This window comes from Marinobacter lacisalsi (assembly GCF_042651045.1).
GTDB classification, from domain to species: Bacteria; Pseudomonadota; Gammaproteobacteria; order Pseudomonadales; family Oleiphilaceae; genus Marinobacter; species Marinobacter lacisalsi.
Window position 1 is genome coordinate 172,946 of the sequence record NZ_JBHSDI010000010.1, and the last position, 25,516, is coordinate 198,461.

The 25,516-nt window shown below is 61.2% G+C and carries 26 protein-coding genes; 19 read left to right on the top strand and 7 right to left on the bottom strand.

Annotation, left to right across the window (positions count from 1 at the left end):
* Position 1: 1 nt before the first annotated feature.
* From ACFOZ5_RS06660 to ACFOZ5_RS06670, 3 genes are all read right to left on the bottom strand, one after another.
* Positions 2 to 268 (bottom strand): DUF4212 domain-containing protein, encoded by a 267-nt coding sequence (locus ACFOZ5_RS06660; protein ID WP_379886238.1) that lies wholly within the window; start codon positions 266 to 268, stop codon positions 2 to 4.
* Positions 269 to 588: 320 nt separating this feature from the next.
* Positions 589 to 1,296: a 3'-5' exonuclease gene (locus tag ACFOZ5_RS06665; protein ID WP_379886239.1), complete on the bottom strand. Its 708-nt coding sequence runs from the start codon at positions 1,294 to 1,296 to the stop codon at positions 589 to 591.
* A gap of 13 nt (positions 1,297 to 1,309) precedes the next feature.
* Positions 1,310 to 3,223, bottom strand: coding sequence for a putative nucleotidyltransferase substrate binding domain-containing protein (locus ACFOZ5_RS06670; RefSeq protein ID WP_379886240.1), 1,914 nt, complete (start codon positions 3,221 to 3,223; stop codon positions 1,310 to 1,312).
* A 172-nt stretch (positions 3,224 to 3,395) separates the two neighbouring features.
* Here ACFOZ5_RS06670 and smrA point away from each other — a divergent pair, with 172 nt between their 5' ends.
* The 6 genes from smrA to ACFOZ5_RS06700 are packed head-to-tail and all read left to right on the top strand — an operon-like array spanning position 3,396 to position 7,157.
* Positions 3,396 to 3,977, top strand: a complete 582-nt coding sequence (gene smrA / locus ACFOZ5_RS06675) for a DNA endonuclease SmrA (protein WP_379886241.1) — start codon at positions 3,396 to 3,398, stop codon at positions 3,975 to 3,977.
* Between the two features lie 26 nt (positions 3,978 to 4,003).
* A complete protein-coding gene (locus ACFOZ5_RS06680; protein WP_379886242.1) occupies positions 4,004 to 4,243 on the top strand; it encodes a membrane lipoprotein lipid attachment site-containing protein in 240 nt (79 codons plus the stop codon).
* Positions 4,240 to 4,875: a methylthioribulose 1-phosphate dehydratase gene (locus tag ACFOZ5_RS06685; protein WP_379886243.1), complete on the top strand. Its 636-nt coding sequence runs from the start codon at positions 4,240 to 4,242 to the stop codon at positions 4,873 to 4,875. Before ACFOZ5_RS06680 ends, ACFOZ5_RS06685 begins: the two co-directional genes overlap by 4 nt.
* Positions 4,872 to 5,429: a 1,2-dihydroxy-3-keto-5-methylthiopentene dioxygenase gene (locus ACFOZ5_RS06690; protein ID WP_379886244.1), complete on the top strand. Its 558-nt coding sequence runs from the start codon at positions 4,872 to 4,874 to the stop codon at positions 5,427 to 5,429. The genes ACFOZ5_RS06685 and ACFOZ5_RS06690 overlap by 4 nt, the downstream gene beginning before the upstream one ends.
* Positions 5,429 to 6,124: an acireductone synthase gene (gene mtnC, locus ACFOZ5_RS06695; RefSeq protein ID WP_379886401.1), complete on the top strand. Its 696-nt coding sequence runs from the start codon at positions 5,429 to 5,431 to the stop codon at positions 6,122 to 6,124. The genes ACFOZ5_RS06690 and mtnC overlap by 1 nt, the downstream gene beginning before the upstream one ends.
* The gene (locus ACFOZ5_RS06700; RefSeq protein WP_379886245.1) at positions 6,102 to 7,157 is read left to right on the top strand and encodes a DUF3080 domain-containing protein; all 1,056 of its coding nucleotides are present in this window, start codon (positions 6,102 to 6,104) and stop codon (positions 7,155 to 7,157) included. Before mtnC ends, ACFOZ5_RS06700 begins: the two co-directional genes overlap by 23 nt.
* Before the next feature lie 28 nt (positions 7,158 to 7,185).
* Here ACFOZ5_RS06700 and ACFOZ5_RS06705 read toward each other — a convergent pair whose 3' ends face one another.
* The 4 genes from ACFOZ5_RS06705 to arsC are packed head-to-tail and all read right to left on the bottom strand — an operon-like array spanning position 7,186 to position 10,422.
* Complete coding sequence (locus tag ACFOZ5_RS06705; RefSeq protein WP_379886246.1) at positions 7,186 to 8,970, bottom strand: GspE/PulE family protein; 1,785 nt, start codon at positions 8,968 to 8,970, stop codon at positions 7,186 to 7,188.
* Between the two features lie 31 nt (positions 8,971 to 9,001).
* Positions 9,002 to 9,352 carry a DUF2069 domain-containing protein gene (locus ACFOZ5_RS06710; RefSeq protein WP_379886247.1) on the bottom strand — a complete coding sequence of 117 codons (351 nt, stop codon included), beginning with the start codon at positions 9,350 to 9,352 and terminating at the stop codon, positions 9,002 to 9,004.
* A gap of 41 nt (positions 9,353 to 9,393) precedes the next feature.
* Positions 9,394 to 10,008, bottom strand: coding sequence for an NAD(P)H:quinone oxidoreductase (wrbA, locus tag ACFOZ5_RS06715; RefSeq protein WP_379886248.1), 615 nt, complete (start codon positions 10,006 to 10,008; stop codon positions 9,394 to 9,396).
* Positions 10,009 to 10,050: 42 nt separating this feature from the next.
* Positions 10,051 to 10,422: an arsenate reductase (glutaredoxin) gene (arsC, locus tag ACFOZ5_RS06720; protein ID WP_379886249.1), complete on the bottom strand. Its 372-nt coding sequence runs from the start codon at positions 10,420 to 10,422 to the stop codon at positions 10,051 to 10,053.
* A 76-nt stretch (positions 10,423 to 10,498) separates the two neighbouring features.
* Between arsC and ACFOZ5_RS06725 the strand changes: the two genes are divergently transcribed.
* From ACFOZ5_RS06725 to ACFOZ5_RS06785, 13 genes are all read left to right on the top strand, one after another.
* Positions 10,499 to 10,981, top strand: coding sequence for a TlpA family protein disulfide reductase (locus ACFOZ5_RS06725; protein ID WP_379886250.1), 483 nt, complete (start codon positions 10,499 to 10,501; stop codon positions 10,979 to 10,981).
* A 57-nt stretch (positions 10,982 to 11,038) separates the two neighbouring features.
* Positions 11,039 to 14,521, top strand: a complete 3,483-nt coding sequence (gene dnaE, locus ACFOZ5_RS06730) for a DNA polymerase III subunit alpha (protein WP_379886251.1) — start codon at positions 11,039 to 11,041, stop codon at positions 14,519 to 14,521.
* Positions 14,522 to 14,654: 133 nt separating this feature from the next.
* Positions 14,655 to 15,608 carry an acetyl-CoA carboxylase carboxyl transferase subunit alpha gene (gene accA / locus ACFOZ5_RS06735; RefSeq protein ID WP_379886252.1) on the top strand — a complete coding sequence of 318 codons (954 nt, stop codon included), beginning with the start codon at positions 14,655 to 14,657 and terminating at the stop codon, positions 15,606 to 15,608.
* Positions 15,592 to 16,953: a tRNA lysidine(34) synthetase TilS gene (gene tilS, locus ACFOZ5_RS06740; RefSeq protein WP_379886253.1), complete on the top strand. Its 1,362-nt coding sequence runs from the start codon at positions 15,592 to 15,594 to the stop codon at positions 16,951 to 16,953. The genes accA and tilS overlap by 17 nt, the downstream gene beginning before the upstream one ends.
* Before the next feature lie 87 nt (positions 16,954 to 17,040).
* On the top strand, positions 17,041 to 18,666 hold the full coding sequence (locus tag ACFOZ5_RS06745) for a CTP synthase (protein WP_379886254.1): 1,626 nt from the start codon (positions 17,041 to 17,043) through the stop codon (positions 18,664 to 18,666).
* Between the two features lie 35 nt (positions 18,667 to 18,701).
* Positions 18,702 to 19,547 (top strand): 3-deoxy-8-phosphooctulonate synthase, encoded by an 846-nt coding sequence (gene kdsA, locus ACFOZ5_RS06750; protein ID WP_379886255.1) that lies wholly within the window; start codon positions 18,702 to 18,704, stop codon positions 19,545 to 19,547.
* An 84-nt stretch (positions 19,548 to 19,631) separates the two neighbouring features.
* Positions 19,632 to 20,927 carry a phosphopyruvate hydratase gene (gene eno, locus ACFOZ5_RS06755; protein ID WP_379886256.1) on the top strand — a complete coding sequence of 432 codons (1,296 nt, stop codon included), beginning with the start codon at positions 19,632 to 19,634 and terminating at the stop codon, positions 20,925 to 20,927.
* Positions 20,928 to 21,162: 235 nt separating this feature from the next.
* Entirely contained in the window at positions 21,163 to 21,435 is a 273-nt protein-coding gene (gene ftsB / locus ACFOZ5_RS06760) for a cell division protein FtsB (RefSeq protein WP_379886257.1), read from the top strand.
* Between the two features lie 278 nt (positions 21,436 to 21,713).
* Positions 21,714 to 22,424: a 2-C-methyl-D-erythritol 4-phosphate cytidylyltransferase gene (gene ispD, locus ACFOZ5_RS06765; RefSeq protein ID WP_379886258.1), complete on the top strand. Its 711-nt coding sequence runs from the start codon at positions 21,714 to 21,716 to the stop codon at positions 22,422 to 22,424.
* Positions 22,425 to 22,448: 24 nt separating this feature from the next.
* Positions 22,449 to 22,928: a 2-C-methyl-D-erythritol 2,4-cyclodiphosphate synthase gene (gene ispF, locus ACFOZ5_RS06770; RefSeq protein WP_379886259.1), complete on the top strand. Its 480-nt coding sequence runs from the start codon at positions 22,449 to 22,451 to the stop codon at positions 22,926 to 22,928.
* Positions 22,925 to 23,953: a tRNA pseudouridine(13) synthase TruD gene (gene truD / locus ACFOZ5_RS06775; RefSeq protein WP_379886260.1), complete on the top strand. Its 1,029-nt coding sequence runs from the start codon at positions 22,925 to 22,927 to the stop codon at positions 23,951 to 23,953. The genes ispF and truD overlap by 4 nt, the downstream gene beginning before the upstream one ends.
* 153 nt (positions 23,954 to 24,106) lie before the next feature.
* Positions 24,107 to 24,856, top strand: a complete 750-nt coding sequence (gene surE / locus ACFOZ5_RS06780) for a 5'/3'-nucleotidase SurE (RefSeq protein ID WP_379886261.1) — start codon at positions 24,107 to 24,109, stop codon at positions 24,854 to 24,856.
* Complete coding sequence (locus tag ACFOZ5_RS06785; protein ID WP_379886402.1) at positions 24,853 to 25,509, top strand: protein-L-isoaspartate(D-aspartate) O-methyltransferase; 657 nt, start codon at positions 24,853 to 24,855, stop codon at positions 25,507 to 25,509. The genes surE and ACFOZ5_RS06785 overlap by 4 nt, the downstream gene beginning before the upstream one ends.
* The last annotated feature ends 7 nt before the right edge of the window (positions 25,510 to 25,516 follow it).

The following is a 25,516-nucleotide window of genomic DNA, read 5'->3' on the forward strand; positions in this document are numbered from 1 at the left end:
GTTACTCCTCCTCTTCCAGGCCGAACTGCTTATCCAGCCTGTTCATGCGCCAAGCGTAGAAGAAGATCAGGCAGATAAAGGTCAGGATCGAGCCCTGTTGGGCAAACCAGAACCCGAGGTCGGTACCGCCCACCGGGATGCCGGCAAGCAGGGGACGTAGCAGAATGGCGAAGCCGTAGGATACGAGTGCCCACACGATCAGGCATCCCAGTATCAGACGCAGATTCGCCTTCCAGTACTGGACAGCATTGCTGTTTGCGTCAGACATAACAGGTCTCCTGTTTTGTTTTTGTAGGATTTAGACGCTTGTAAGTTTGAGAAGAATCAAAGCCGGCACGGCCACAGTCCCTTGCGTATGCGGCGGGGCTCTGACCGGAGCTTTCCTTGTGATGCAACCAAGAGAGATTGTTGTTCAAGGTTTATTCTCCTGCTGGTTACCATCACCGACTTTACCTGTCGGGAAGTTAATGGATATTGGCAAAAGGTCTAAGGGCGTTTCGGTTAATCCTAAGATATTGGTTTATAAGAATTTATAGAGCTAGTGACAGAGCCTGAAAAAGCGGCACATCAAGTGGAATGAGAGCCATTTCACAGTCGGCGAAGGGTTTTGAGGCGTTGGTAGTAACGTAGTTTCTGGTTGAGTTCGTCCAGCGTTCCCACACCCTGTTGGCGGGCTTGCCGAAAAGCGATCAGGGAAAGTTCTGCGGTGGCCAGGGCGTCGGCTGCCGCGTGGTGGCGGGCGGCATTTTCCAGACCGAAGTGTTCGGACCAGTTATCCAGGCGCTTGACGCCCTCCCGGGCCTTGGGAAAGAAGGCCGGCATGAGCTCCGCAACATCCAGCCACTCGTGGGGCCTGGTGTAGCCCAGTTGCTGGCGCAGGGCCTTCTCAAGGAACTTGCGGTCGAACGCAGAGTGAAACGCGAGTATCGGGTCGCCGTTCATCCATTCCAGTAACTTCAGCAGAGCATCCCGGGTTTCGTGGCCACGGGTCAGGGCTTCCGGGCCTATGCCGTGGATCAGTACCGTTTCGCTGATGTCCAGTTCGGGCCGCCGAAGGATGAGATCGAACTGGTCCGACAGGGGGATGGCAAGCCGGTCGATGGCTACTGCTCCAATCGCGATGACCTTGTCCCTGGCCGGGTTGAGACCGGTGGTCTCAAGGTCCAGTACGATGAAGCGAAGGTCCTCCAGCCGCTGTCCACCCACGCTCTTGGGTGCGGGCAGCTGGTTGAGGTCATGGTGTTCCACGGTCCCTGCGAACTTGTCGTTGATCCACGCTTTCAGGTCGTCGAGCATCGTCTTTGCCGCCCTACAACTGGTAGGTGACTTCCAGCTTCTGCTGGAGCCGCTGTGCCTGACGGAAGGACTCCCGCAGGATCCGGCGGTCCAGGGGGTTGAGGTTGTCCGGGTTGATATAGTTGGACAGTTCCTCGCCCCGTTGCAACTGCTCCTGGTGGGCCCGCATGCGGATGGCCTGGATCAGGCTGTAGGCCTCCTGCCAGGCATTGGCGTCCTTGGCGTCGAAAATGCTTTTCCTGGCCAGTTGCTCCATCCGCTCCAGCGTGTTGGCGGTTGCCACGCCATTGGCCAGGGCGAACACCCGCACTGACTCGACAAACGGCGCCAGCCCCTGGCGCTTCAGGTCCAGGCTGTGGCGGTCTCCGTCCGGCGCATAGCGGAAGCCGCGGAATATGTTCAGGGGCGGCTTCCGCTGCAGGGCATTGCCAGCGAGCATCTTCTGGAACAGGGCATTCTTGCGGATGCGGGTGAGCACCAGTTCCAGCAGGTCCTTCAGGGGCTCTGTCGGACCATAGACCGCGCGCATGTCCAGGAAAATGGACGAGTACACCAGATTCTGGGGGGTGGAGGCATCAATGAACTTGAGGAACCAGTCGTCCCATTCCTCGATACTCAGGCACAGCTTGGGGTTACTGGCCATGATGTTGCCCTTGCACCAGGTAAAGCCGCAGGTGGCCAGCTCCTTGTTGATGGTTTCGGCGAAGGGCAGCAGCTTTTCCCTCACCTGGTCCGCGGTCATGCCATCCGGAATGGTGAACAGTATGCCGTTGTCCTGATCGGTCAGCAGGGTCTGCTCCTGGCGGCCCTCGCTGCCGAAGGTAAGCCAGGTAAAGGGAATACCGGGGTCGTCCTTTTTCAGGTTGAGCTCCAGTACCCGGCGCACGGTAATGTCGTTGAGTGTGGTAATGATCTTCACCACCTGGCCGGAGTCGGCACCGTGGGCGAGCATGGCGTCGACCAGCCGTGACACATCATCCCTCAGCGCCACCAGGGTCTGCAGATGGGTGGCGGTGCCAATGGTGCGTGCCAGATGCACCAGATCCACCCGTTGCAGGGCGAAGAGGTCCCTTTCGGAGACCACGCCGATCAGTCGCTCCTCGTCATCCACCACGCAGATATGCGCAAAGTGATGTTCCGCCATCAGCATGGCCGCTTCAAAGGCATCGGCGCTGGCGGGCAGGTGATGAGGGTTGGCCGTCATCACCTGGCTGATGGGGGTGTCCAGGGTGCAGGTTTCTTCCGCCACGAGGGTGCGCAGGTCCCGGAGGGTGAATATCCCTTTCGGGAAACGCTGGTCGTCCGTGATAATGATGCTGCCCACATTGTTGTCATGCATCTTGGCAACGGCTTTGCGTACCGGCATGTCCGGGGAACAGACAATGGGATTGCGCAGGGCGTAACGTTCCAGGGGCGTATCCAGGGAATTGGACGAACCCAGCGATGCCATGGCCCCCGACTGGATACGCTGGTTGACCTGGTCCAGCAGGCTACTGACGCCCCGTAGACAGAAGTCCCGGAAGCCGTCGCTCTCCGAGAACAGGGTGACGAAATGCTGGTAGTCCAGGCTGAGACAAAACGTGTCACCTGACGCCCGGTGCAGGGTCTGGGTGGGCCGTTCGCCCACCAGTGCTGCCAGCGCAAAGCATTCGCCCTGGCTGATCTCGAAGGTGGTTTCCGGCTCACCGGTCTTGGTGTTGACCCTTTCTCCTCGAATGCGGCCCTGCTTGACCACGTTGAAGGTTCGGACCGGGCCGTCCTCAGGCGACAGCACCGTGTCACCGTCGGCGAAGAACCGAAGGCTGGCATGTTCGGCGAACAGGGCCAGGTGAGAATCGTCCATACCGGAGAACGGCGCGTGTTCCCGGAGAAAGGCCATGATTGACCGGGTGTTCTGGGGCAGCGCGGCTTCCTGTTCCTGGGTCATGAACTCGGCTCACTTATTGTTGTCATTTCAAAGAGTGTAACCCATTACCGGGGTGCTTCGATGTCGGCCTTTGGTCGTATTATAGCCAGACCCCGGTTTGCGGTCCGTTGTTGCTTTATGCCTCCGGTGGCCGGTGGTAAAGTGCCCATTCAACTGTGTTCTGCGTGAAACCATGACGTCAAAAGATGAGCGACTGCTGTTCCTTGAACAGATGAAAGATGTCCGCCGCATCCGGCGACCCAACCGGGCAGAGGTCTCCACCCCGAAGGAGCTGACGCCAGGGCACCTGGAGCGCCAGCGTGCCGCCGTGGATGCCAGGTCCCGCGATGCCAATCCACTGACGGCGTCAGACGTGGACCCGTTGACCGCCCACGATATTCTCAGCTGGCAGCGGCCGGGGGTGCAGCATGGTGTGTTCCGCAAGCTCCGGTTGGGGCAGTACCCGATCGAGGCGCGGCTTGACCTTCACCGTATGACGGTGGAGCAGGCCCGCCGGGAAGTCTTCGGCTTCGTTAAGGATTGCGTACGGTATGGACTGAGGTCGGTGATCATCCTGCACGGCAAGGGTGAGAGGAATCCCGATGGTGTTGCCCAGATCAAGAGCTACGTTGCCCGCTGGCTGCCGGAACTGGAGGATGTACTGGCGTTCCATTCAGCTCAGAAGCACCATGGCGGAACCGGAGCGGTGTATGTCATGGTCCGCAAGAGCGATCAGCAGAAGCAGCGTAACCGGGAAATACACGGGGCGCGATAAACCTTTACCTGAAAGATGAGAGTGGTATGAAAAAGCTGTTTGTTGCGATGTTGGCTGTTGTGGCACTGGCCGGTTGCCAGGGCCGTGCCCTCTGGAATGATAATGGCAAGGTGGAAGAAGCCACCACCGACCGGGAAGTCTGGGACGATAACGGGCAGGTTGAAGAGTCCACCAGCGACCGGGAGATCTGGGACTCCAACGGCAAGATGGATACCGGGGGTCGCAAGATCTGGAACGACGCCGAAGGCAACCCGGTGATCCAGTGACCGAATCCTTTGATGTTACCCGGCACAGCCAGGCGGCCCGGGCACTCTGTGAGGCGGGCCGGTTCCTGTACCAGCGGGGCTGGTCACCGGCCACCAGCAGCAATTATTCGAGCCGGATCAGTGACCGTCACGTGGCCATTACGGTTTCCGGGCGTCACAAGGGGCAACTGACCGAAGCGGATATCATGGTAGTGGATCTGGACGGCAGGCCGGTACAGAGCGACTGCCGCCCGTCAGCGGAAACCCTGCTGCACACGGTGATCTACCGTGACCGGCCGGACATCGGCGCGGTGCTTCACACCCATTCGGTCAAGGCCACCGTGCTCAGCCGGCTGGTACCGGAAGGTGAGGCCGTGGTGCTTGAAGACTACGAGCTGCAAAAGGCCTTTGCCGGCGTCGACACCCATGAGGGCCGCGTGACCGTGCCGGTGTTCGCCAACACCCAGGATATGACAGCCCTGGCGGCGGATACCAGCCGCTGGCTGGCGGACAACCCCGGCCAGCCGGGCTATCTGATCCGTGGCCATGGCCTTTATACCTGGGGGAAGGACATGAACGAATGCCTGCGCCATGTGGAGGCATTCGAATTTCTGTTTGAATGTGAACTTGAAACCATGAGGGTCCGTGGATGACTACCCTGAGTATCTTTGACCAGAGCCGGCCGGAGACCCCGGAACAGGTGGTGGAAAACCCCGCAGACATTGCCCGCCTGCTGGGCGAGCAGGGCATACGTTTCGAACGCTGGCCAACCCGGGCACTGCCATCGGATGCCAGTCAGGACGATATCCTCGATGCTTATGCCGATGAGGTGGACCACCTGAAGCGCGAGGGTGGATTTGCCACTGCCGATGTGGTCAGTCTGACGGCGGATAATCCCCAGAAGGAAGCGTTTCGTCAGAAGTTTCTCGATGAGCATACCCACAGTGAAGACGAGGTGCGATTCTTTGTGCACGGCCAGGGCCTGTTCTATCTTCATTTGGGTGAACAGGTCTATGCCATCCTGTGCCAACGCAACGACCTGATCAGTGTGCCCCACGGTACCCGCCACTGGTTTGATATGGGGCCGGAGCCTGAATTCACGTGCATTCGCCTGTTTACCAACCCGGAAGGCTGGGTGGCCGAGTTCACGGGCGAGGATATTGCCAGTCGCTTACCCCGATACGAGCAACTCGCCGGAGCGGCATGATGATTCGTGTGATCCTCACCGATATTGAAGGCACCACCAGTTCCATCTCCTTCGTGCATGAGGTGCTGTTTCCCTATGCCCGCGAGCATATGGGCGAGTTTGTACGTGACTGGCGGCATGAGGACCCGGCGGTGGGCGAGCAGCTTGACCGGGTGGCCGAGGTGTCCGGGTGCGATCGTGACGATATCGATGATCTGGTTCGCACACTGGAGCAGTGGATTGACGAGGATCGCAAGGAAACATCCCTCAAGACGTTGCAGGGTATGTTGTGGGAGCAGGGCTACCAGCACGGTGCTTTCGATGGCCACGTGTACCCCGATGCCGCTGAGTACCTGCGCTTCTGGCATGACCGTGGCCTGCGGCTCTACGTCTACTCATCAGGGTCTGTGAAGGCGCAGAAGCTGATTTTTGGTTTTTCCAGTGAAGGTGACCTGACCCCCTTCTTCAGCGGTTATTTCGATACCAACGTCGGTGGCAAGAAGGAGAGCGCCTCCTACCGCACCATCATCGACAAGCTGGGCGTCGAGCCGGAAACCGTCCTGTTCCTGTCGGATGTGGATGCCGAGCTGGAAGCTGCCGAGGCCGCCGGCCTGAAAACCTGTTGGCTGGTAAGGGAGGGCGACCTGCCGGACACTGACCATCGCCCGGTGGCCCGGGATTTCCGTGAGGTCGATGCGCTGCTTCAGCGCCATTGAGCGTAGCCTCCCGGCGCTGCTCATGACCCTGGCGCTGGCGGGCTGCAACCCGTTCAGCGCCCCCGAATCCATGATGGACGAGTACGTGGAGCGAACCGCCCGCGTGCTCGACCAGCCCTACCAACTGAGTACTATCCCCGCCACCGATCCGCTGCCCAGGCGCCGCGAACGCGTACTCGAGATGCCCGCGGTGGAACTGGGCATGCTCGATTTCCTGTCGATATTTGGTTGCGAACTGCAGGTGGTGGCCGGTGAGCGTGCGTCGGTACTCGGCCGGGTCATGCAGCCGGCCAACCGCCTGCGTTACGAGGTCCGCTTTATCAATGCCGCGCAGGAGTGCCTGCCGGAGATCGACGATGAGTCACTCAGGGCTGACGTTACCAATGCTGTCGAGAGCAAGCGCGAATCGCTGCCCGTGGCTATCTGGAATGCCACCTGGGGCGTGGAAGAAATAGAGGCTCTGCTCACCCGCAGCAAAGGGTTGTATCCCCTGGAGCCCGGATCCGGCATCGCCAGTCTGGCGACAGATCTTGAGGCACTCAACGCCCTGCTGAAGCCCCTTTGGCAAGGCGAAACCGACGTCAGGCTTGACGAACTTGGTGCCATCCACCAGCAATGGCAGGCCCACGAGGCCGCCGGGCAACTGATCCTCTCCGCCCGTATGCTGATCACCCGCCTGGATGATGCCAGCGATGTGATCGAATCTCGTCTGGACGACCGCCCCCTGTGCCTGGACGGCAAGCCCAACAATCAGTCAGACATCGTCCAGAGTATGTTCTTCAGCGTGTTCATTGAAAGGGTTCAGCCATACCTTGCCCAGGTACGCCGAGGCCGGGAGGACATCATTCGCCCGCTGTCCCGCCTGGCAGAACGGCAGACAAAGGTCATGCCCGAGGGTTTCGAGGGCTGGTATGAGCAATACCTGAAACTGGATGGCGACTCCCTGTGGGCGGAACTGGATGCCAGTCAGCAACGGCATGTTGAACTCTGGCAGCGGCAGTTGGAACAGTGTGGGTTGCGGCCCGGGGTGTAGGTGGCCGTTGTCATTCTGACCCTCACCCTTATCGCTGGCTCTCCGGAGTCACCCTCAATACTTCTTCGATCGTGGTCTGTCCGGCAGCTACCTTCTGGGCGCCGCTCAGTCGCAATGACTTCATGCCATCCTTGTAGGCATCCAGTCTCAGCTGTTCCAGTTCGCAGCGGTCGTTGATCTGGCCTGCAATGTTGCGGGACAGGCCCAGGATCTCGTACACGCCGGCGCGGCCCAGGTAGCCGGTGTCGCGGCATTCAAGGCAGCCGACGGGCTGGTAGACCTGTTTGGGTTTGGGGGCCTTCCAGGGCCGGGTGAGGGTGGTCCAGGCGTCATCTTCCAGTGGCGCCGGTTTCTTGCAGTGGGGGCATAGCAGGCGCACCAGGCGCTGGGCCATGGCGCCGATCACGGTGGCACGGATGAGGTACGGCGGTATGCCCAGTTCCAGTAGCCGGGTGAAAGCACTGGGGGCGTCGTTGGTGTGCAGGGTGGACAGCACCAGGTGGCCGGTGAGCGCGGCCTGCACCGCCATTTCCGCCGTTTCCAGGTCGCGGATCTCACCGATCATGATGATGTCCGGGTCCTGCCGCAACAGAGCCCTTACGCCGGAGGCGAAGCTCAGGTCGATGTTGTGCTGCACCTGCATCTGGTTGAATGCCGGCTCCACCATCTCGATGGGGTCTTCGATGGTGCAGATGTTCTGATCCGGCGAGGCCAGCTGTTTCAGTGTCGAGTAGAGCGTGGTGGTCTTGCCGGAGCCGGTGGGCCCGGTAACCAGCACAATGCCATGGGGGCGACTGGTCATCTCGTGCCAGCGTTCCCGGTCGTCTGCAGAGAAGCCCAATTGTTCAAAAGTCTTCAGCAGCACCTCCGGGTCGAAGATCCGCAGCACCATTTTCTCGCCAAAGGCCGTGGGCATGGTGGCCAGGCGCAGCTCCACTTCGCTGTTGTCCGGCTTGCGGGTCTTGATGCGGCCGTCCTGGGGGCGGCGTTTTTCGGCGACGTTAAGGCGACCCAGGATCTTCAGCCGGCTGGTTACCGCCACACCCACCTGCTCAGGAAACTCGTAGACATTGTGCAGTACGCCATCAATGCGGAACCGCACCCGGGTCACCTCCCGCCTGGGCTCGATGTGGATATCGCTGGCCCGTTGATCGAAGGCGTATTGCAGCAGCCAGTCGACAATCTTGACCACATGCTGGTCGTTGGCGTCGTGACTGGTACCCTGGCCAATGTCCAGCAGTTGCTCGAAGTTGTGCAGGTTGCCGGCGCCGCGGCCCTGCTGGCCGCCGGCCTTGTTGACGGAGTTGGCGAGCTGGTAGAACTCCACCGTGAAGCGACGGATTGACTCCGGATTGGCCACCACGCGCTTCAGGGGGCGCTGCAGCACGTGTCGCAGGTTGGTTTCCCAGTCACTCTTGAAGGGTTCCGCACTGGCGATCACCGCCTCGTCGTCGGCCACCTCAACGGCCAGGATATGGTGGCGCTGGGCAAAGGCGTAGGACATGGCGCGGGCAATGGCCGGGGCGTCGATCTTCAGGGGATCGATGTGGTAATAGGGCTGGCCTGCCCATTCCGACAGCCAGCGGGTGAGCCGTTCCAGGTCCAGGGTGCGATGGTCGCGGAGGCTGGTGAGCCCGGCGATGGCGATCACTTCCAGGGGGTGCCTGGCTTCCACGCTGGCGCCCAGGTTGGCGGACAGCACACGTTCGGAATCCTCACGACTCACTTCACCGGTATCTGCCAGGGCATTGCACAGTTCCCGCAGGGTAAGGGTGTGCTCCGGACGGGTCTCGCGGGCCAGGGTTTCTGCCATGAACTACCTCATGTGTGCGGACAGGGTGCGGTCAGGGCCGGTTCACCTTAAGATGAACCATGGCGACAGTAAACAGCGTGCCACTGAGTACTGACATCAGTACCGGCACCGGCGCCCCTTCGCTCAGCCAGGCGCTGACCACGGCCTCGGTAAAGTAGAAGATCAGTACAAAGCTCATCCAGATGTAACCCCGGTTATGGCCCCGGAATACCACCCAGGCAAAAGGCAGCAATGGCAGCAGCTTTACCGCCAGCATCAGCGTTATCGAGACGTCCTCCACCGGGTCCGGCCAGAAGGTGGTAACAACCAGCAGGACCAGAAACAGAGTATAGAGCCCGGCGGCCAGGGCACGGGTCTTTTTTGCGTTTTCAGAGTACAGCATGACATGTCCTGACAGGGTAGCAGGTGGTTGGTTCCGGCGATTCAGTGCGCGAGTTTGAGGGCCAGCCGGGCGAGGCGTTCACCGAAGGTCTGGCAGATGGTCTTTTCATGGTCCGTCATCGGATTTTCCGCTTCGGTTCCAGCCCAGTGGGACGGCCCGTAGGGCGTGCCGCCAGAGTGGGTCTCGGCCAAGGCCTTCTCGCTATAGGGCACGCCGCACAGCACCATACCGTGGTGCAGCAACGGCATCATCATGGTCAGGATCGTCGACTCCTGACCGCCATGGAGACTGCCGGTGGAGGTAAACGCGCCTGCGGGGCGTCCGGCAAGTGTGCCACTGGCCCAGAGGTCGCCGGTGCCGTCGAGATAGTACTTCAGCGGCGCGGCCATGTTGCCGAACCGTGTCGGACTGCCAATGGCCAGCCCGGCGCAACCGGCCAGGTCGGCACGGGTGGCCCAGGGAGCGCCTTCATCCGGTACTGCCGGCTGGGAGGCCTCGGTATCCGGTGACACCGGCGGCACGGCGCGGATTCTCGCCTCGATGCCGTCAACCCGGGCAACACCCCGGGCAATCTGCCGGGCCAGGGCTGCGGTCTGGCCGGTGCGGCTGTAGTAAAGAACGAGCACGTAGGGCAGCTCTGGCTGGTCGCTGGGCATGATGGACTCCTCGTATCCGGGCGTGGCGGTGAGTGCGAAACATCAGAGCAGGGTGAGAACCTGCTCCGGTGGGCGACCCATAGCAGCCTTGCCCCTGTGTGTCACAATAGGGCGTTCGATGAGCCTTGGATTCGCGCTCAGCGCTTCCAGCAGCTGCTCGTCGGACAGCGAAGGGTTATCCAGACCCAGTTCCTTGTATTCACTTTCCTTTACCCGGATGATATCCCGCACGGAGCAGCCCAGGGCGTCCACCAGTGCCGCCAGTTCGCCAGCTGTTGGTGGGGTTTCCAGATACTTCACCACCTCCGGCCGGAGACCGTTTTCCTCCAGTAACGCCAGGGTCTGGCGGGACTTGGAGCAGCGTGGGTTGTGAAAGATGCGGGTGTGGTCAGGCAAGGTTTGGGTGTCAGCCATGTCGTTTTTCGGTTCTCTGCCGGTGATTACCATGGGTTGTATACGCGAAAGGCTGCCAAGTCTATCAGGAGGAGTGATGGGGAAGCACCCTGTTGTCCGGATTCTTGCCCTGGCACTGGCTGTGATGCTGGTCGGTTGTAGTGAGCCTGTGCCGTCAGCAGACACTGGTAACGACAATCCGGTGTTTACCACTGCGGCGGGAGAGCCCATCGAATGGGCCTCGCTCAGGGGAGACTGGGTGCTGGTTAACTACTGGGCCGAGTGGTGCAAGCCATGCCTGGAGGAAATCCCGGAACTGAACGATGTCAATGAACACGAAGGTATCACGGTGCTGGCCGTGAACTTCGACGGCGTCTCGGGCCAGCAACTGGTGGATCTGGGGCAGCGCATGGGCATCGGTTTCACCATGTTGTCGGACAATCCGGCGCCGGCACTGGGCTGGGCCATGCCACAAGGGCTTCCCGCGACCTTTCTTGTGGCGCCGGACGGCGAGCTGCGGGAAACCCTGATGGGGGCGCAGACCGAAGCGGGGTTAATGGCCCTGATGAAACGGGACTGAACGAGTCCCATGGGATAGAATCCCCTGTTTGGAACGACCACCGGGAACACGAGTTTTATGAGCCAGAATTTTGTCCATCTCCGCGTCCACTCCGAGTACTCCATGGTGGACGGCCTGATCCGGGTCAAGCCATTGATCAACCGGGTGAAGGAGCTGGGCATGCCGGCGGTGGGGCTCACCGAGCAGTCCAACATGTGTTCCCTGGTGCGCTTCTACAAGGCGGCCATGGGGGCCGGCGTCAAGCCCATTCCGGGCGCGGACCTATGGCTGGAAAACCCGGACGAGCCGGACAACCCTTTCCGCCTGACCCTGCTGGCCCGCAACAAGGATGGCTACCTCAACCTCACCGAAATCATTTCCCTGGGCTATACCGAAGGTCAGCGCTACGGCAAACCGATCATTCGCAAGGAATGGCTGGAGGCTCGTCGTGAGGGCTTGATTGCCATCTCTGGCGGCAAGATGGGTGACGTTGGCAAGGCCCTGATGGCGGGCAAACCGGACCTGGCCCGGGAACGCCTACGGTACTGGATGGATCTGTATCCGGACAGCTATTACCTGGAGCTGCAACGCACCGGCCGCGCCGGTGATGAGGACTGCCTGCACGCCTGTGTTGAACTGGCGTCGGAAGCCGGCTGCCCGGTGGTGGCCACCAACGACGTGCACTTTCTGGAGCAGGAAGATTTCGAGGCCCACGAGGCCCGGGTCTGCATCGGCGAAAGCCGCACCCTGGCGGACCCTCGCCGGGAACGACGTTTCAGCGACCAGCAATACCTGCGCAGCGCCGAGGAAATGGTCGAGCTGTTCGAGGACATTCCCGAAGCCATCGAGAACACCGTGGAAATCGCCCGCCGCTGCAGCGTGCCGGTGCGTATGGGTGAGTACTTCCTGCCCAACTACCCGATTCCCGATGGCATGACCATGGATGACTACTTCCGGAAGGTGTCGGAGGAGGGCCTGGAAGATCGCCTGAAAACCATCCTCAGCCCCGACGATCCGGACTACGAGGAGCGGCGGGCCGCCTACTTCAAGCGCCTGAACTTCGAGCTGGATATCATCATCCAGATGGGGTTCCCCGGTTACTTCCTGATCGTGATGGACTTCATCAAGTGGGCCAAGAACAACGGCGTGCCAGTGGGCCCGGGGCGGGGTTCCGGTGCCGGCTCCCTGGTGGCCTACGCCCAGCTCATCACCGACCTGGACCCGCTGCAGTACGACCTGCTGTTCGAGCGCTTCCTGAACCCGGAACGGGTGTCCATGCCCGACTTCGACGTGGACTTCTGCATGGAGGGGCGTGACCGGGTCATCGACTATGTGGCGGAGAAGTACGGTCGCGAGGCGGTGTCCCAGATCATCACCTTCGGCACTATGGCGGCCAAGGCGGTAGTGCGTGACGTGGCGCGGGTACAGGGCAAATCCTATGGCCTGGCGGACCGGCTCTCCAAGATGATCCCCTTCGAGCCGGGCATGACCCTGGAGAAGGCGCTGGAACAGGAAGAACAGCTGCGGGACTTCCTGGAGCAGGACGAGGAAGCCCAGGAAATCTGGGAAATGGCCCTGAAGCTGGAAGGGGTCTGCCGGAACGCCGGTAAGCACGCCGGGGGCGTGGTCATCGCGCCCACCAAGATCACCGATTTCTCGCCACTGTATTGCGACGACGAGGGCGGCAGCCTGGTCACCCAGTTTGACAAGGGGGACGTGGAAGACGCCGGCCTGGTGAAGTTCGACTTCCTGGGCCTGCGGACCCTCACCATCATCGACTGGGCGCTGAAGATGATCAATCCCCGCCGGGAAAAGCGGGGCGAGCCGGTGCTGGACATCAATGACATTCCGCTGGACGACGTGCCGTCCTTCACCATGCTGAAGAAAGCGGAAACGACGGCGGTGTTCCAGCTGGAATCCCGGGGCATGAAGGATCTGATCCGCCGCCTGCAGCCGGACTCCCTGGAAGACATGATCGCCCTGGTGGCCCTGTTCCGTCCGGGCCCGCTGCAGTCCGGCATGGTGGACGACTTTATCGACCGTAAACACGGTCGACAGCCGGTGTCCTTTCCACACCCCGACTATCAGTACGAAGGCCTGAAGCCGGTCCTGGAGCCCACCTACGGGGTCATCCTCTACCAGGAGCAGGTCATGCAGATCGCCCAGGTGATGGCCGGCTATACCCTGGGTGGCGCCGATATGCTGCGCCGGGCCATGGGCAAGAAAAAGCCCGAGGAAATGGCCAAGCAGAAAGAGATTTTCCTCGAAGGCTGCGCCAATAACGGTATCGACAAGACACTGGCGGAGAACATCTTCGACCTGGTGGAAAAATTCGCCGGCTACGGCTTCAACAAGTCCCACTCGGCGGCGTACGCCCTGGTTTCCTACCAGACCCTGTGGCTGAAAGCCCACTACCCGGCGGAGTTCATGGCGGCGGTGCTCACTGCCGATATGCAGAACACCGACAAGGTGGTGACCCTGGTGGAAGAGTGCCGGGCCATGGGCCTGGAGCTGGTGTTGCCGGACGTGAGCACCTCCGAATACACCTTCACCGTGAACGACGAAGGCCAGGTGGTCTATGGCCTGGGTGCCATCAAGGGCCTGGGTGAGGGGCCGATCCAGAGTATTGTGGAGGGCCGGCGGGAAGGCGGTCACTACGAGGACCTGTTTGACTTCTGCTGCCGGGTGGATCTGAAGAAGGTCAACAAGCGCGCCCTGGAGGCCATGATCCGCGCCGGTGCCATGGACAAGCTTGGTCCCGGTCGCGCCCAGCTGATGGCCAGCATCGACAAGGCCATTCAGCAGGCAGGTCAGCAGTCCCGCAATGAGTCGGCCGGTATGACCGATATGTTTGGCGACATCCTGGGTGGCGATGAAGGCGTCGACCCCTTCGCCGATGTGGCCCATGTGCGGGAATGGACGGAGAAGGCACGGTTGAAGGGCGAAAAGGACACCCTCGGGCTTTACCTGACAGGCCACCCCTTCGACGAATACGAAAAGGAAGTGCGGCGGTTCGTGCGCTCGGCCATTGCCGATGTCCAGCCTTCCCGCTCACCCCAGCGAGTGGCCGGGCTGATCGTCGCGCAGCGCACAATGAAGACCCGTACCGGCTCCACCATGTGCTTTGTCACCCTGGACGACCGCAGTGGTCGCCTTGAGGCCACGCTGTTCTCCGAGGCCTTCAACGAGAACCGGGAGCTGCTGCAGTCGGATCAGGTGATCGTGCTGGAAGGGCAGGTAAGCCATGATGACTATTCCGGCCAGATGAAAATGCGGGTCAGTTCGGTCATGGATGTGGCCACCGCGCGGCAGTCGTTCAGCCGGGGGCTGCAGCTGCGGATTGATGCGAAACAGCTGCACAATGGTCTGCTGGACAAGCTGGACAATACCCTGCGACCTTTCCGCAGCCAGGGCAGCCCGGTGTGGATTGAATACGTGGGCGACAACGCCAGTACCCGGATCGAGCTGGGGGAAAGCTGGCGTGTGCAGCCAGACGATAATCTGCTCTATGAGCTGAAATACCTGGTGGGGGATAACCAGGTGGAACTGGTCTATGATTAGGGCTGACTGGACGTCAGGTGTCACACTCAGACCAAGGTCCGCTTTTTAAAAGGCCCCTGCGTTGTTATCTTTACCCTAAATTCCAAGCTGTGCCCCGAAACGGCGCTGAACCAAGACAAGTTGATGGAACACCATGAACCCTAACTACCTGGACTTTGAACAGCCCATTGCCGACCTGGAAGCCAAGATTGAAGAGCTGCGGATGGTGGGCAACGACACCGAAATCAACATCACTGACGAGATCAACCGGCTCAGGACCAAAAGTGTCAATCTCACCGAGAGTATCTTCTCGGATCTGAAAGCCTGGGATGTGGCCCGTCTGGCCAGGCACCCCCGTCGTCCATACACCTTTGACTACATCGACATGATGTTCGAGGATTTTGACGAACTGCATGGTGACCGGGCCTACGCTGATGACAAGTCAATTGTCGGTGGCACTGCCCGGCTGGACGGCAAGCCAGTGATGGTCATTGGCCACCAGAAGGGTCGTGAAGTGCGCGACAAGGTACGGCGTAATTTCGGCATGCCCCGGCCCGAGGGGTATCGCAAGGCCATGCGTCTGATGGAAATGGCAGAGCGCTTCCGCATGCCGGTGCTGACCTTTATCGACACCCCCGGTGCCTATCCCGGTATTGGCGCCGAAGAGCGGGGCCAGAGTGAGGCCATCGCCCGTAACCTGGCCGTTATGTCACGGCTGAAGACTCCTATCCTGTCCAGCGTGGTGGGGGAGGGCGGCTCTGGCGGCGCCCTTGCCATCGGTGTCTGTGATCACCTGTACATGCTGCAGTATTCCACCTACGCGGTTATTTCTCCGGAAGGTTGCGCCTCCATTCTGTGGAAGAGTGCGGACCATGCCGCCCAGGCCGCCGATGCCATGGGTGTGACTGCCAACCGACTGAAAGAACTTGGCGTGGCGGACACCGTGGTGAAGGAGCCGCTTGGCGGTGCACACCGCAACCCCCAGGAAATGGCAGACAACCTGAAAGAAGAGCTGCTCAAGGGGCTGCACGAGTTCGGCAGCCTCAGCCAGGAAGAACTGGTGGCCCGGCGCTATGAGCGCCTGACCCGCTATGACACAGGGCGGTAAGCGGCCGCCCGACACCCTTCTGCCGGAACTGCTGGCGCCCCTGGAGGCGCTGGCGGTTTCCGGTCCGGTTCGGGTCGCCCTCTCCGGCGGCCTTGATTCCATCGTCCTGCTTCACCTGGCCCACCACGTGTTCGGTCATCGACCGGGAACGCTGTCCGCCCTTCACGTCAACCATCAGCTCCAGCCCGATGCCGCTGGCTTTGAATCCTTGTGTCGCGAGAGCTGCGACCAGTTGGGCGTGCCCCTGGAGGTCGTCCATGTGCAGGTGGACACCGGCCCCGGCAGTATCGAAACCCGGGCCCGGGACGCCCGCTATCAGGTGTTTTCGGCGCGTCTGGCGCCGGGCGAGGTGTTGCTTATGGCTCACCATCGCGATGACCAGGCGGAAACCCTGTTGTTTCGGTTCCTGCGTGGCTCTGGTGTGCGGGGGCTGGCGGGCATTCCCGATGAGCGCCCCCTGGGCCGAGGGCGGCTGATCCGGCCCTGGCTGGACGTGCCCCGCGAGCATCTGAGGCAACAGGCGCGGGCAGCGGGCTGGGAGTGGGCAGAAGATCCCACTAATGCCGATGACCGCTTTGACCGCAATTTCCTGCGGCACCGGATTCTGCCCGCATTGCAGGAACGCTGGCCACAACTGGACCGGCGCCTGCTTGCCTCCGCCCGGGCCTGTGCCGAAAGTGCCGAGCTGGCGGACCTGCTGGCGCAGACCCAGTTTGATCAGCTACAGGAAGGCCCGCACCGCATTCGTCTTTCCGGGCTGCGGGCACTGCCCATGTCAGCCTGTCGCAACCTGCTGCAGTGGTGGCTGGAAGGCAGTCTGGGCCGTTCCCTGGGGGACGATGAAATCCATGACCTGCTGGAAGCGCCGGAGGATGCCAGCCCGGAGATCCTCACCGGTGAGTTTGCCCTGCGGCGTTTTCAGGGCCATATTTACCGGATTCCCCGGCGCCGTCCGCCCCTGGCTGAAGACCAGCCGCTGGTGCCGGATAGGGTCATACAGGATGGCGACTTCCGTCTCTGCCTGCGTGGCCGGTGTGGCGATAACGGTATTCCACACCTTCGGCTTGCTCACCGTCAGGGCGGCGAACGGTTCAGGCCGGCGGCAGGTGGCCAGAGCCGGCCCCTGAAAAAATGGCTTCAGGAGCAACAGATACCGCCCTGGGAGCGGGACCGGTTGCCCCTGGTATTCCGGGACAACGAGGAGCTGGTCGCTGTGGCGGATCTGTGGTGTAAGCCCGAGCTGGCAGGGGGGCAAGCAGCAAAACACTGGTGGCTGGAAATACGGCGGGAACCGGGGGTTCCGGAGCGCGTGTCAGAGATGACTTTTGCGTCCGGCCCGGATTGAGCAGCGGGGGGCTTTCTGGTAATCTGATGTCCCATCTCGAGATGACAATCTCCCTCCTTTACTGAACCTGACAATCACGGAATCTGCATGACGCGTTATATTTTCGTCACCGGCGGTGTTGTGTCCTCATTGGGGAAAGGGATCGCGTCAGCTTCCCTGGCGGCAATCCTTGAAGCGCGTGGCCTGAAGGTCACCATTCTCAAGCTGGATCCCTATATCAATGTGGACCCCGGGACCATGAGCCCGTTCCAGCACGGGGAAGTCTTCGTTACCGAAGACGGTGCAGAAACCGATCTGGATCTGGGCCACTACGAGCGGTTTATCCGCACCCCCATGACCCGTCGCAACAACTTCACCACGGGACGTGTATACGAGGAAGTGATCCGCAAGGAACGCCGGGGTGACTACCTGGGCGGAACCGTACAGGTAATTCCGCACATCACCGACGAGATCAAGCGTCGCGTGGTGGAAGGCGCCGCCGGGGTGGATGTCGCGCTGGTGGAGATTGGCGGCACTGTAGGCGACATCGAGTCACTGCCGTTCCTGGAGGCCTGTCGTCAGCTCAAGGTAGAGGTGGGCCCGCAGCGCGCCCTGTTCATGCACCTGACCCTGGTGCCCTATATCGCCACCGCTGGCGAGATCAAGACCAAGCCCACCCAGCACTCCGTCAAGGAAATGCGTTCCATCGGCCTGCAGCCGGATATCCTGCTGTGCCGTTCCGAGCATGAGGTGGATGCCGGTTCCCGTCGCAAGATCGCGCTGTTCACCAACGTGGAAGAGCGGGCGGTTATTCCCCTCGAAGACGCCAGCTCCATCTATGCCATCCCCCGTAAACTCCATGATTTCGGGCTGGATCAGCTGATTATCGAGCGCTTCAACCTCAAGGCCGGTGAAGCGGATCTTGGCGAGTGGGATGCGGTAATGGACGCCATTACCAACCCCGAGCAGGAAATCACCATCGCCATGGTGGGCAAGTATATGGAACTGCTGGATGCCTACAAGTCGCTGATTGAATCCCTGCTCCATGCTGGCATCAAGACCCGCACCAAGGTGCGTATCGAGTACATCGACTCCGAGGATATCGAACACAACGGCACTGGCGTGCTGGAAAAGGCCCATGCCATTCTGGTGCCTGGCGGCTTTGGCGAGCGCGGCGTGGAGGGCAAGATCACCACCGTGCGTTACGCCCGTGAAAACAAGGTGCCTTACCTGGGCATCTGCCTGGGCATGCAGGTGGCAGTCATTGAATACGCCCGCAATGTCGCAGGTCTGGAAGGGGCCCATTCCAGTGAATTCCGGGAAAACTCCCCGGCGCCCGTGGTTGGCCTGATCACCGAATGGCTGGATGCCACCGGCAAGCGCGAGGAACGCACCGAGGAGTCGGATATTGGCGGTACCATGCGTCTGGGCGCCCAGGACTGTGTGGTCACCGAAGACTCCACCATTGGCAAGTGCTACGGCAAGAAGGTGATTCGCGAGCGTCATCGTCACCGCTATGAGGTAAACAACCACTTTGTGCCGCAACTGGAGCAGGCCGGCCTCAGGGTGTCCGGCCGCTCCACCGATGGCAAGCTGGTGGAAGTGGTGGAGGTGCCGGACCATCCCTGGTTCGTGGCCTGTCAGTTCCACCCGGAGTTCACCTCCACGCCCCGTGATGGTCATCCGCTGTTCACCGGGTTCGTGGAAGCCGCACTGAAGCACGCCGGGCGCTGAGGCCCCGGTAAAGGCCCATTCAAGGATACGCTGCCATGGCACAGAATACTGTTGCGGTCGCCGACCTCACCATCGCCAACGATCAGCCGTTCGTACTGTTTGGCGGCATGAATGTACTGGAGTCCAGGGACCTGGCTTTTGAAGTGGCCGAGGCCTATGTCGATATCACCCGGCGCCTGGGTATCCCTTATGTATTCAAGGCATCCTTCGACAAGGCCAACCGGTCATCCATCCATTCCTTCCGTGGGCCCGGGCTTGAGCAGGGCCTGCAGCTGCTGGCTGATATCAAGGCGAAGTACCGGGTTCCCGTCATTTCTGATGTCCACGAGCCCTGGCAGGCGGAACCAGCCGCCGAGGTCTGCGATATCATCCAGTTGCCCGCGTTCCTCAGCCGCCAGACTGATCTGGTGGTGGCCATGGCGAAGACCGGTGCGGCCATCAATATCAAGAAAGGCCAGTTCCTGGCACCCCGTGAAATGGCCCATATCATCAGCAAGTGCGAGGAAGCCGGCAACGACCGCCTGATCCTCTGCGAGCGGGGCACCAGCTTCGGTTACAACAACCTGGTGGTCGATATGCTCGGCTTCGGTCAGATGAAGGCGCTGGGGGTACCGGTCTTCTTCGACGTGACCCACGCCCTGCAGATGCCCGGTGGCCGGTCGGATTCCGCCGGCGGTCGTCGTGCCCAGGTGGTGGACCTGGCCCGGGCAGGCATGTCCCAGGGACTGGCGGGGCTGTTCCTGGAAGCCCATCCTGACCCGGACAAGGCCCTGTGCGATGGCCCCTGTGCCCTGCGGCTGAACCAGCTGGAGCCGTTCCTGAAACAGGTCAAGGCCATGGATGAACTGGTAAAAGGTTTCGAACCCCTCGACACGGCCTGAGGTTGCCTGCGGGCAAGGCCATGACTTTCTGGTTTCTACGTTGATAACGACATTAATTCAGACACTATCCGGAGATGGAAAAGCATGACCAAAATCGCTGATATCAAGGGCCGTGAGGTTCTGGATTCCCGCGGCAACCCCACGGTGGAAGCCGATGTGATCCTTGAGGATGGCACCCTCGGCCGGGCCTGTGCCCCTTCCGGTGCCTCCACAGGCTCCCGGGAAGCGCTGGAGCTTCGCGACCAGGATAAGGGTCGTTATCTGGGCAAGGGCGTTACCAAGGCCGTAGCAGCGGTAAATGGTGATATTTGCAACGCCCTGAGCGGCAAGGACGCGGCGGATCAACGCGCCCTGGATCAGATCATGATTGACCTGGACGGTACGGACAACAAGGCCAAGCTGGGTGCCAACGCCATTCTGGCGGTCTCCCTCGCGGCTGCCAAGGCTGCCGCCATCTCCCTGGGCAAGCCACTCTATGAGCATATCGCCGAGGTTAACGGAACCGCTGGCAAGTACTCCATGCCAGTGCCCATGATGAATATTCTCAACGGTGGCGAGCACGCCGACAACAACGTGGATATCCAGGAGTTCATGGTGCAGCCGGTCTCGGCAAAGAACTTCGCGGAAGCCCTGCGCATGGGCGCGGAAATTTTCCACAGCCTGAAGAAGGTACTGCAGAAGCAGGGGCTGAATACGGCGGTTGGCGACGAGGGTGGTTTTGCCCCCAACCTTCCGTCCAATGAAGCGGCCCTGGCGGTTATCCAGGAAGCGGTCGAGGCCGCCGGCTACAAGCTGGGCACCGACGTGACCCTGGCCCTGGATTGTGCCTCTTCCGAGTTCTACAGGGATGGCCAGTACCAGCTCGCCGGTGAGGGCAAGAACTTCGACTCCGCCGGTTTCGCCGACTATCTGGCCGGCCTGTGCGAGCGTTTCCCCATCGTCTCCATTGAAGATGGCATGGACGAGGGCGACTGGGACGGCTGGAAGATACTCACCGACAAGCTGGGCAGCAAAGTGCAGCTGGTGGGCGACGACCTGTTCGTGACCAATACGGTTATCCTGAAGGAAGGCATCGAGAAGGGCATCGGCAACTCCATCCTGATCAAGTTCAACCAGATCGGAAGCCTGTCCGAGACCCTGGACGCCATCAAGATGGCCCAGGATGCCGGTTACACCGCGGTGATCTCCCACCGTTCCGGCGAGACCGAGGACACCACGATCGCCGACCTGGCTGTGGCAACCTGTGCCGGACAGATCAAGACCGGTTCGCTGTGCCGTTCCGACCGTGTGGCCAAGTACAACCAGCTGCTTCGCATCGAGGAAGCCCTGGATGGAAAGGCACCGTATCGTGGCCTGAGCGAGATCAAGGGCCAGGGTTAACGGGTAAGAGTTAACATGAGAGAGCAGTGCTTAGTGCATGATTGCGTTGACTAGGCTAGACTCTCAGGGCCGTCGGCTGTAGCGGGATATCCCGCTGCGCCGGCGGTTTTGTGGCTTCAGGGCAGGGAACTACCGGAGCAAGTGGCATAATGCCACTGCTCATGGATGGCCCTGTGGCACTCAGATAACGACGGTGACTAACGCTCCGGGCCAAATGGAATAACGGAATCGTACAATGAAAGTGCTCTGGTCCATCATGGTGATACTGATTGTCCTGCTGCAGGTGCGCCTGTGGGTGGGGGAAGGCAGTTATGCCCAGGTCTGGGGGCTGAGTGAAACCATCGCCGAGCAGCGTCAGGAAAACGCCAAGCTTGCCGCCCGTAATGAACGCCTCTACGCTGAGGTGCGCAACCTGGGTTCCGGCCAGGGGGCCGTCGAGGAACGGGCCCGCAAGGATCTGGGATTAATCCGCGATGATGAAACCTTTTTCCTGGTTCTGGAGCCCTAGTGTGCCTTAACACAAGTTTCTCGACTGTCAGAGCCCGCCATGCCCCTCAGGCCAAGGCGCGACTCGCCGGTAAGGGTGGTTCCCTTGGCAAGAGGCGCAACACCGGCCTGAGGGGCATGGCGGGCTCCCGCAGGGCGAGCCTGTGTGAACGTTGGGCTGTGTTGCACTCGCTTGAATTGGCCCACCAGTCCTGCACTCGTGCGCCTTGCCCAACGTTCACACAGGCTCGCTGACAATCGATAAACTTGTGTTAAGGCACACGAGGTTCCCTGTTGTCTATGACTTCCCACCGTTTCTGGCTGGTCGTGCCTGCCGCCGGCATTGGCCAGCGCATGCAGTCCGCCGTTCCCAAGCAGTACCTCACCCTCGCAGACCGTTTCGTGCTGGACGTTACGTTGTCCCGCCTGCTCGCCGCCAGTACCTGGGCGGGATGTGTGGTGCCGCTGCATCCGGACGACCAGTGGTGGCCCCGCAGCGAGAGTGCAGCCGATAGCCGTATTGAAACCTGCCCTGGTGGTGCGGAACGGGTGGACTCGGTGATGGCTGCGCTCCGTTATCTGGAAGGCCGGGCCGGCAAGGACGACTGGGTCCTGGTACACGATGTGGCTCGCCCCTGTATTCATAGCGATGACCTGCATCGCCTGCGAGCCGAACTGGCTGCTGGCACCACCGGTGGGCTGCTGGCGGCACCGGTATCCGATACCATCAAACAGGTTGTGCCGGGCTCCGGTTACATCAGCGGAACAGCGGATCGCCGCCAGTTGTGGCGTGCGTTCACGCCGCAGATGTTTCGTTATGGCGACCTGCTGCCGGCGTTGGAAAACGGCGTGGGCAAGTATCGCGGCGCTATTACCGATGAATCATCTGCCATGGAACTGGCCGGGTGGCAGCCACGGGTCGTGCCCGGGCGTACCGACAATATCAAGATTACCGTTCCCGAGGACCTGGCACTGGCCGAGTTTATTCTCGCCCGCCAGGACGCCGGGTAATTCCGTTCAGTTCAGGCAGGTGTCATGAGGATAGGTCAGGGTTTCGATGTCCATGCGTTCTGTGAAGGTTCCCAGATCAAGATCGGTGGTGTGCCGATCCCCTACGAAAAGGGCCTCAAGGCCCATTCCGATGGCGATGTACTGCTCCACGCCATTGCCGATGCACTGCTCGGGGCGGCTGCCCTGGGCGACATAGGTCACCTGTTTCCTGACACCAGCGCCGAGTGGGCCGGAGCCGACAGCCGGATTCTCCTGCGGGAAGTTCGACGGCAGGTGGCCGCGCGCGGCCTGAAAGTGGTTAACGTTGATAGCACCATCATCGCCCAGGCCCCGAAAATGGCTCCCCATGTGGACGCCATGCGTCAGCATATAGCCGAGGACCTGGGCATCGCCATGGAGCGTGTCAGTGTCAAGGCCACCACCACCGAAAAGCTGGGCTTTACCGGCCGCAAGGAAGGTATCGCCTGCCAGGCTATCTGCCTGCTGGACGACGACCGTTCATGAGTCGCTGGCAGCTCGACTGGCCAGTACCGGGCGGTGCACCGGAAGCATCGGCCCACCTGAAAAGCATCCCCGAGGATTTCCGGGTCACCGAGTTGCTGGATACCGGCGGCCCGATATATGAGCCGGACAGCGGGCGCTCCCTTCTGGTACCGGGGCAGGGGGAACATCTGCTCATCTATCTGGAAAAGACGGGTGACAATACCCCCTGGGTGGCCCAGCGCCTGGGGGAGCTTGCCGGCTGTGGCGACAGTGGCGTGGGTTACAGCGGGTTGAAGGACCGCCATGCGGTAACCCGCCAGTGGTTCAGCGTGCAGCGGCCCGGGCTGGAGGCCGACGACGAGGCCTTTATTCAGACGCTGCAGCAGCACTGGCAGGTGCTGGCCGTGGCCCGTCGTGGTCGCAAGCTCAGGCGGGGAGAACACTACGCCAATCGTTTCCGGATTCGTCTGCGGGCGGTTACCGGAGATCCGGCCGGCCTGGAACAAAGGCTCGGTACACTGGCCCGGGAGGGTTGCCCGAACTATTTTGGCCTGCAGCGGTTTGGTCATGACGGCAACAATCTGGACCGGGCCGTCGCCATGGCCTCCCGCCCGGCCCGTCGGCGTCGTGGTCGCAAGTCTTCCGGCGGCCGGGAAGGGTTGTATTTCTCCGCGGCCCGATCATGGCTGTTCAACGAGGTCCTGGCCGAGCGCGTGGCTCAGGGCAACTGGTTACAGCGGCTGCCAGGAGAGCCCCATGAGATGCCAACGGGGCCGTTGTGGGGCGATGGCGGCACGATGGCCGAGGATATGCAGGGCGCCCTGGAGCGGGATGTGGTTGCCCGCTCGCCGGAGATCGAGGCGGTATTTGCCAGCACCCGCATGGCTCCGGAGCGTCGTCCGCTGAGACTGCTGCCCACGGACCTGGAATGGACCCATACGCGACAGGATGGTGACCGTAGTCTCGGGCTGTCATTCACCCTTACGCCCGGCCAATACGCGACGACCATGCTTTCTTCCGTGATAAGGCTGATATCGGCACCCTGACCTGTACTGGTTTTTTCAGGAGCAACTTGTCAGAACGGATTGCTCATGACACAAATGTCATCGTTTATCCGTTAGAATTCCGATTTGGCTTTTTACCATTGAGGTGGCTACCGCTTTGCGCCACCAGAACAATTCTCGGAGAGACTGGAAATCGTGCGTATCTTGCTGTCGAACGATGATGGGGTGCATTCCCCCGGGCTGGTAGCCCTTCACGCCGGCCTGGAAGGACTGGCAGAACTGGAAGTGGTCGCACCGGACCGCGACCATAGTGGTGCCAGCAACTCCCTGACCCTGAACCGTCCGTTGACGGTTGAGCAGCACCCCGGCGGCTTCCGCTCGGTGGATGGCACACCTACCGACTGCGTGCACCTGGCGGTGAATGGCCTTTTCGACGCCCCCTTCGATCGAGTGGTTTCCGGTATCAACACCCACGCCAATCTGGGTGACGATATTATCTACTCGGGAACCGTGGCGGGTGCTACCGAGGGGCGCCATTTAGGCCTGCCGGCTATCGCCGTATCCCTGGTCAACAATGGCCACTTTCACTATGAAACAGCTGCCCGGGTAGTCCGTACCCTGCTGGAGCGGGATGACTGGCCCGACCTGGGCGGCCGCTGTATTTTGAACGTAAATGTGCCGGACGTGCCCTGGGAAGCCATTGCCGGGTTCCGGGTAACGCGCCTGGGCCACCGTGGTCGTGCCGAAGGGGCGGTACCCATGACCTGCCCCCGGGGCAAGGAACGCTATTGGATTGGCGCCGCCGGTGAGGGCGCGGATGCGGGGCCGGGTACGGATTTTCACGCTGTAGGTGAGAATTATGTATCCATCACCCCGGTCCATATCGACATGACCAAACACGATGCCCTGTCGTCATTGAGGCACTGGGTGGAGGCTGCACGCTGATGGTTGCTCTTGACGGAATCGGAATGACGTCACGCCGGACCCGTATGCGGCTCATACAGCGCCTGCGGGAAGCCGGCGTCAGCGATGAACGGGTGCTCGGCGTGATGGAAGAAGTGCCCCGGCACATTTTTGTGGATGAAGCCCTGTCCCATCGGGCCTACGAGGACACAGCCCTCCCCATCGGCAACAGCCAGACGCTCTCGCAACCTTACATTGTGGCCCGCATGACCGAGGTGCTGATGAGCGCCAACCCGAAAAAGGTGCTTGAACTGGGAACCGGCTCCGGTTACCAGACTGCCATCCTGGCGAAGCTCTGTGACGAGGTGTACAGCGTTGAAAGGATCAAGGCCCTGCAGGACCAGGCGCGGGAACGGATGCACCTGCTCAAGTTGCGCAACGTGATGCTGAAGCTGTCCGACGGCCCCATGGGGTGGCCCGACCGGGGGCCTTTCGACGGCATCATTGTGACTGCGGCGCCGAGGGTTCTGCCTCAGGAACTGCTTGATCAGCTGGCCGATGGTGGCGTCATGGTGGCTCCGGTCGGGGAGGAGCGCCAGGTATTGGTAAAGGTGACCCGCGACGGCGACCAGTTTCACACCGAGGAAATGGAGCCGGTCCGGTTCGTCCCTCTGCTGGGCGGAGTGGTTCGTTGAAAGGAAT

Coding starts and splice junctions, on each gene's coding strand:
- ACFOZ5_RS06660 (WP_379886238.1), bottom strand. CDS start 268: ATGTCTGACGCAAACAGCAATGCTGTCCAGTACTGGAAGGCGAATCTG.
- ACFOZ5_RS06665 (WP_379886239.1), bottom strand. CDS start 1,296: ATGCTCGACGACCTGAAAGCGTGGATCAACGACAAGTTCGCAGGGACC.
- ACFOZ5_RS06670 (WP_379886240.1), bottom strand. CDS start 3,223: ATGACCCAGGAACAGGAAGCCGCGCTGCCCCAGAACACCCGGTCAATC.
- smrA (WP_379886241.1), top strand. CDS start 3,396: ATGACGTCAAAAGATGAGCGACTGCTGTTCCTTGAACAGATGAAAGAT.
- ACFOZ5_RS06680 (WP_379886242.1), top strand. CDS start 4,004: ATGAAAAAGCTGTTTGTTGCGATGTTGGCTGTTGTGGCACTGGCCGGT.
- ACFOZ5_RS06690 (WP_379886244.1), top strand. CDS start 4,872: ATGACTACCCTGAGTATCTTTGACCAGAGCCGGCCGGAGACCCCGGAA.
- mtnC (WP_379886401.1), top strand. CDS start 5,429: ATGATTCGTGTGATCCTCACCGATATTGAAGGCACCACCAGTTCCATC.
- ACFOZ5_RS06700 (WP_379886245.1), top strand. CDS start 6,102: ATGCGCTGCTTCAGCGCCATTGAGCGTAGCCTCCCGGCGCTGCTCATG.
- ACFOZ5_RS06705 (WP_379886246.1), bottom strand. CDS start 8,970: ATGGCAGAAACCCTGGCCCGCGAGACCCGTCCGGAGCACACCCTTACC.
- ACFOZ5_RS06710 (WP_379886247.1), bottom strand. CDS start 9,352: ATGCTGTACTCTGAAAACGCAAAAAAGACCCGTGCCCTGGCCGCCGGG.
- wrbA (WP_379886248.1), bottom strand. CDS start 10,008: ATGCCCAGCGACCAGCCAGAGCTGCCCTACGTGCTCGTTCTTTACTAC.
- arsC (WP_379886249.1), bottom strand. CDS start 10,422: ATGGCTGACACCCAAACCTTGCCTGACCACACCCGCATCTTTCACAAC.
- ACFOZ5_RS06725 (WP_379886250.1), top strand. CDS start 10,499: ATGGGGAAGCACCCTGTTGTCCGGATTCTTGCCCTGGCACTGGCTGTG.
- dnaE (WP_379886251.1), top strand. CDS start 11,039: ATGAGCCAGAATTTTGTCCATCTCCGCGTCCACTCCGAGTACTCCATG.
- accA (WP_379886252.1), top strand. CDS start 14,655: ATGAACCCTAACTACCTGGACTTTGAACAGCCCATTGCCGACCTGGAA.
- tilS (WP_379886253.1), top strand. CDS start 15,592: ATGACACAGGGCGGTAAGCGGCCGCCCGACACCCTTCTGCCGGAACTG.
- ACFOZ5_RS06745 (WP_379886254.1), top strand. CDS start 17,041: ATGACGCGTTATATTTTCGTCACCGGCGGTGTTGTGTCCTCATTGGGG.
- kdsA (WP_379886255.1), top strand. CDS start 18,702: ATGGCACAGAATACTGTTGCGGTCGCCGACCTCACCATCGCCAACGAT.
- eno (WP_379886256.1), top strand. CDS start 19,632: ATGACCAAAATCGCTGATATCAAGGGCCGTGAGGTTCTGGATTCCCGC.
- ftsB (WP_379886257.1), top strand. CDS start 21,163: ATGAAAGTGCTCTGGTCCATCATGGTGATACTGATTGTCCTGCTGCAG.
- ispD (WP_379886258.1), top strand. CDS start 21,714: ATGACTTCCCACCGTTTCTGGCTGGTCGTGCCTGCCGCCGGCATTGGC.
- ispF (WP_379886259.1), top strand. CDS start 22,449: ATGAGGATAGGTCAGGGTTTCGATGTCCATGCGTTCTGTGAAGGTTCC.
- truD (WP_379886260.1), top strand. CDS start 22,925: ATGAGTCGCTGGCAGCTCGACTGGCCAGTACCGGGCGGTGCACCGGAA.